Consider the following 3,766-nt stretch of genomic DNA (forward strand, 5'->3'; position numbering starts at 1 on the left):
CAGAATGCCAAAGAAAGAAGAACATCGGAAAGCCGTATGAGGGAAAACCTCACGTACGGTTTGATGAGGGGGAGCTGAAATGAGCAAGGCGACCATACGGTCGCCCGAAAGTTTCAGTTCTCTACTCTACAAACAGGCCGATGTGTACACGCCCTCCAAAAAAGATGTGGTCGTGCTGGCTTGTCAGGCTTGGAAACGTAGAATATGTGTCCGCACCCACCCATATATTGTAACAGACAATGTTGAAACAGGGAGGCGAGTAGCGTGCACGATTACATCAAGGAGCGAACCATAAAGATCGGCCGGTATATTGTAGAAACGCGAAATACGGTTCGCATGATCGCCAAAGAGTTCGGTGTTTCCAAGAGCACGGTACACAAGGATCTGACAGAGCGGCTGCCTGAGATAAATCCGGAGTTGGCGAACCAGGTAAAGGAAATATTGGAGTACCACAAGGCGATCCGTCATCTGCGTGGAGGAGAGGCAACCAAGATCAAGTACAAGAGAAGGAGCAAGAAAGTCCGGGTAGAACAGGAGGAAAGCGTATAAAAATATGCAATTCATAAACAATTATTTCCTAAGTCCATAAGAATTTCCTTGTCCTCTCACGTCTAACAGCCTATGATAAGGGGTAGATATGTAACTGGTACAGGGAGGACCTTTTCATGTTTGGCAAAGATATCGGAATCGACCTGGGTACGGCCAATGTCCTGGTTTTTGTAAAGGGCAAAGGCATCGTCCTGGATGAACCTTCTGTCGTGGCAATTGATAATCATACGAAAAAAGTGCTAGCCGTAGGAAATGAGGCTCACCGCATGGTGGGACGTACTCCAGGAAATATCGTGGCGATCCGGCCGTTGCGTGACGGGGTTATTGCCGATTTTGATATCACGGAAGCGATGTTGAAGCACTTTTTGGCCAAGATTGGCGGGAAGCAAATGTTTGCCCGTCCGCGCATCTTGATTTGCTGTCCGACGAACATCACATCGGTAGAGCAAAAAGCCATTCGTGAAGCGGCTGAGCGCAGCGGCGGTGCACGCGAGGTATTTATCGAAGAAGAACCGAAGGTAGCCGCTGTAGGAGCCGGCATGGAAATTTTCCAGCCATCCGGCAACATGGTAGTGGATATCGGCGGAGGTACAACGGATGTAGCGGTACTGTCCATGGGCGATATCGTCACATCTTCCTCCATTAAGGTTGCGGGCGACAAATTTGACATGGCCATCATGAGATACATAAAAACGAAATACAAGCTGCTGATCGGGGAACGTACGTCTGAAGATATCAAAATGCAAATCGGTACGGTTTCCGGCGGACGCCAGGACGAAATGGATATTCGCGGCAGGGATATGGTAAGCGGGTTGCCTCAAACCATTACCATTCGCTCGCACGAAGTCCAGGAAGCCCTGGCTGAGTCGGTTAGCGCAATTGTACAAGCATCCAAATCTGTTTTGGAACGAACACCTCCGGAGCTTTCTGCCGATATTATTGATAAGGGAGTTTTCCTGACTGGAGGAGGCGCGCTTCTGCATGGATTCGACCAGCTGCTGGCGGACGAGTTGAAAGTACCGGTGCTCGTAGCGGAAGATCCGATGATGTGCGTCGCCAAAGGAACCGGCATGATGCTGGACTATCTGGACAAAGTGCCGGCATATCGGAAGAAAAAGTTTTTCGGGAGGTAATGCCGTGTGATCAGAGGCTTGTATACAGCCGCATCGGGCATGTTGTCTTTGCAGAGAAAACAGGATTCGCTGGCCAACAATCTGGCTAACATCAATACGCCTGGCTACAAGCAGGACGTGGGCGTCATGCGCGCTTTCCCCGAGCAGCTCCTGTCTCGCATCCGCGATCAGGAAGGACCTGATATTCAGGGGATGCCGCAAATGGGTGGACAAGCAGTCCCGATCGGTCGTCTGCATACGGGTGTGTACATGTCGGAGGCGCTTCCTGTGTTTCGCCAGGGGGATATCGCCGAGACGCGCGATCCGTACGATGTCGCGCTCATGGACAACATCCAGCCGGATGAAGAAGGCAACGAGCGCCGCCTGTTCTTCAGCGTAGCGAGACTGGCTGATCCCGCTACGGATACAGCAGAGCCTGAGCAGCTGCGATACACCCGCAACGGCAACTGGAGCGTCAATGCAGACGGCTATCTGGTGACGCCAGACGGCTATTATGTGCTGAATAATGAGAATCAGGCGATCCGTGTCAACGATCCGGACTTTCCTGATCAGAGTGCGGGCCATACGCTGGAGATTACCGCCAACGGTGCGCTCTTTTATCGAAATGATGCTGGCGAACAGGTGCCGTTGAACGATCAAAGCCTGGGCATAAAAGTGCTGACCAATCCACAGCAAATGGTGAGGGAAGGAACCAACGTCTACCGCTACACAGGCGAGGGACAACCGGCAAATGTGGGCGATGACCCGGAAAATACGGGCTTTTACGGCGTGAAGCAAGGCTGGCTGGAACGCTCCAATGTCGATCCTGCCCAGACGATGACGGATATGATGACGGTTCTTCGGGCATACGAGGCGAACCAGCGCATCATTACGACAGTGGATGGCACGATGGAAAAAGCAGCCAATGAAATCGGACGGGTTAACGGGTAAGATAGGAGGAAGAGCGCATGCAATCACTAAACATCTCCACGGCAGCTCTGCGCGGCGTCCAGCAGGCATTGGATAACACGGCCAACAATCTGGCCAACGCCGATACAGTCGGATACAAGCGGCGGACTGCATCGTTTTCCGAGCTTTTGTCAGACTCGATGAACGAGCAGGCCGCAGTAGACAGCAGACAGCGCAATTCTCCGCCCGGTCTGCGCATCGGCAGCGGTTCAAGGCTGGGCTTGACGAAAACGGACGTCTCCCCGGGGAACATGAAGCAGACGGATGTACCGACCGATCTGATGATCGAAGGGGACGGCTATTTCCTGGTCTCTCGTCCGTTTCGCAACGCAAACGGGGAGCTGGACGATGAATACCGTCTGACGCGGAGCGGAGCTTTTCAATTTGCTCAAATGGCTGGGCTGCCCGGGTATGCTCTGGTAACTCCTACAGGCGAGTACCTGGTGGATGAAGTGGGGCTTCCCATCAGCTTTGAGAATCCCGGAGAGCTGACCATTACGCCAGAGGGCGTCGTGTTTTTGGATGGAAATGAAGTGGCGCAGATGCGTCTTTACAAAGTGGACAACCCTGACCAGTTGCAGCAGGTAGGAGACAACCAGCTTCTGGCTCCTGTGCTGGACGACCAGAAGGCACCTGACTTTATGCAGTTTGCCGACGGCCGGATCAAGCAAGGCGCACTGGAAACATCCAATGTCAATGTTCAGGAAGAAATGTCCCAATTGATCAATGTGCAACGGGCCTATCAATTGAATTCCCGTGCGATTGGAATCACCGACCAGATGATGGGGATTGCCAATTCGCTCAGGTCCCGTTAATACACTTTGGCATGTCGGAGGATACGCGAATGGATCAAGGAAAGGGGAAACGTTCCCCGCGTGATGGCCAGGGAGCCGAACAGAGAGAAAGGAAGCGTGTCGGCAGCGCTTGGCAAATAAAGCTCGCCAAGTGGCTGATCGTCCCATTTCTGCTGTTTTTCTCGCTGATCATCGGCCTGGTCATCGGTTATAGCATGGTCGGACACAAGCCGGCGTCAGAAGTGTTTGATATTAACACGTATAAGCATATGTATGATCTGATGTTCTCTGGCACCTAGAAAATACAGACCCCAGCCGCAGGTGGTCAAGACCCCATTTAGT

General features: G+C 52.5%; 5 protein-coding genes. All 5 read left to right on the forward strand.

Annotated features, from left to right (window positions below):
* The first annotated feature begins 264 nt into the window (after positions 1–264).
* The 5 genes from spoIIID (at position 265) to EDM54_RS26020 (ending at position 3,723) form a co-directional block, all read left to right on the forward strand.
* Positions 265–549, forward strand: a complete 285-nt coding sequence (gene spoIIID, locus EDM54_RS26000; protein WP_003388385.1) for a sporulation transcriptional regulator SpoIIID — start codon at positions 265–267, stop codon at positions 547–549.
* Positions 550–665: 116 nt separating this feature from the next.
* The gene (locus EDM54_RS26005) at positions 666–1,682 is read left to right on the forward strand and encodes a rod shape-determining protein (protein WP_003388382.1); all 1,017 of its coding nucleotides are present in this window, start codon (positions 666–668) and stop codon (positions 1,680–1,682) included.
* Between the two features lie 6 nt (positions 1,683–1,688).
* Entirely contained in the window at positions 1,689–2,612 is a 924-nt protein-coding gene (locus EDM54_RS26010; RefSeq protein WP_003388381.1) for a flagellar hook-basal body protein, read from the forward strand.
* A 17-nt stretch (positions 2,613–2,629) separates the two neighbouring features.
* Complete coding sequence (locus tag EDM54_RS26015) at positions 2,630–3,445, forward strand: flagellar hook-basal body protein (protein ID WP_003388380.1); 816 nt, start codon at positions 2,630–2,632, stop codon at positions 3,443–3,445.
* 29 nt (positions 3,446–3,474) lie between these two features.
* Complete coding sequence (locus EDM54_RS26020; protein WP_003388379.1) at positions 3,475–3,723, forward strand: DNA-directed RNA polymerase subunit beta; 249 nt, start codon at positions 3,475–3,477, stop codon at positions 3,721–3,723.
* Positions 3,724–3,766 lie beyond the last annotated feature (43 nt).

Origin of the sequence: Brevibacillus borstelensis, from assembly GCF_003710865.1 — a bacterium.
GTDB classification, from domain to species: domain Bacteria; phylum Bacillota; class Bacilli; order Brevibacillales; family Brevibacillaceae; genus Brevibacillus; species Brevibacillus borstelensis.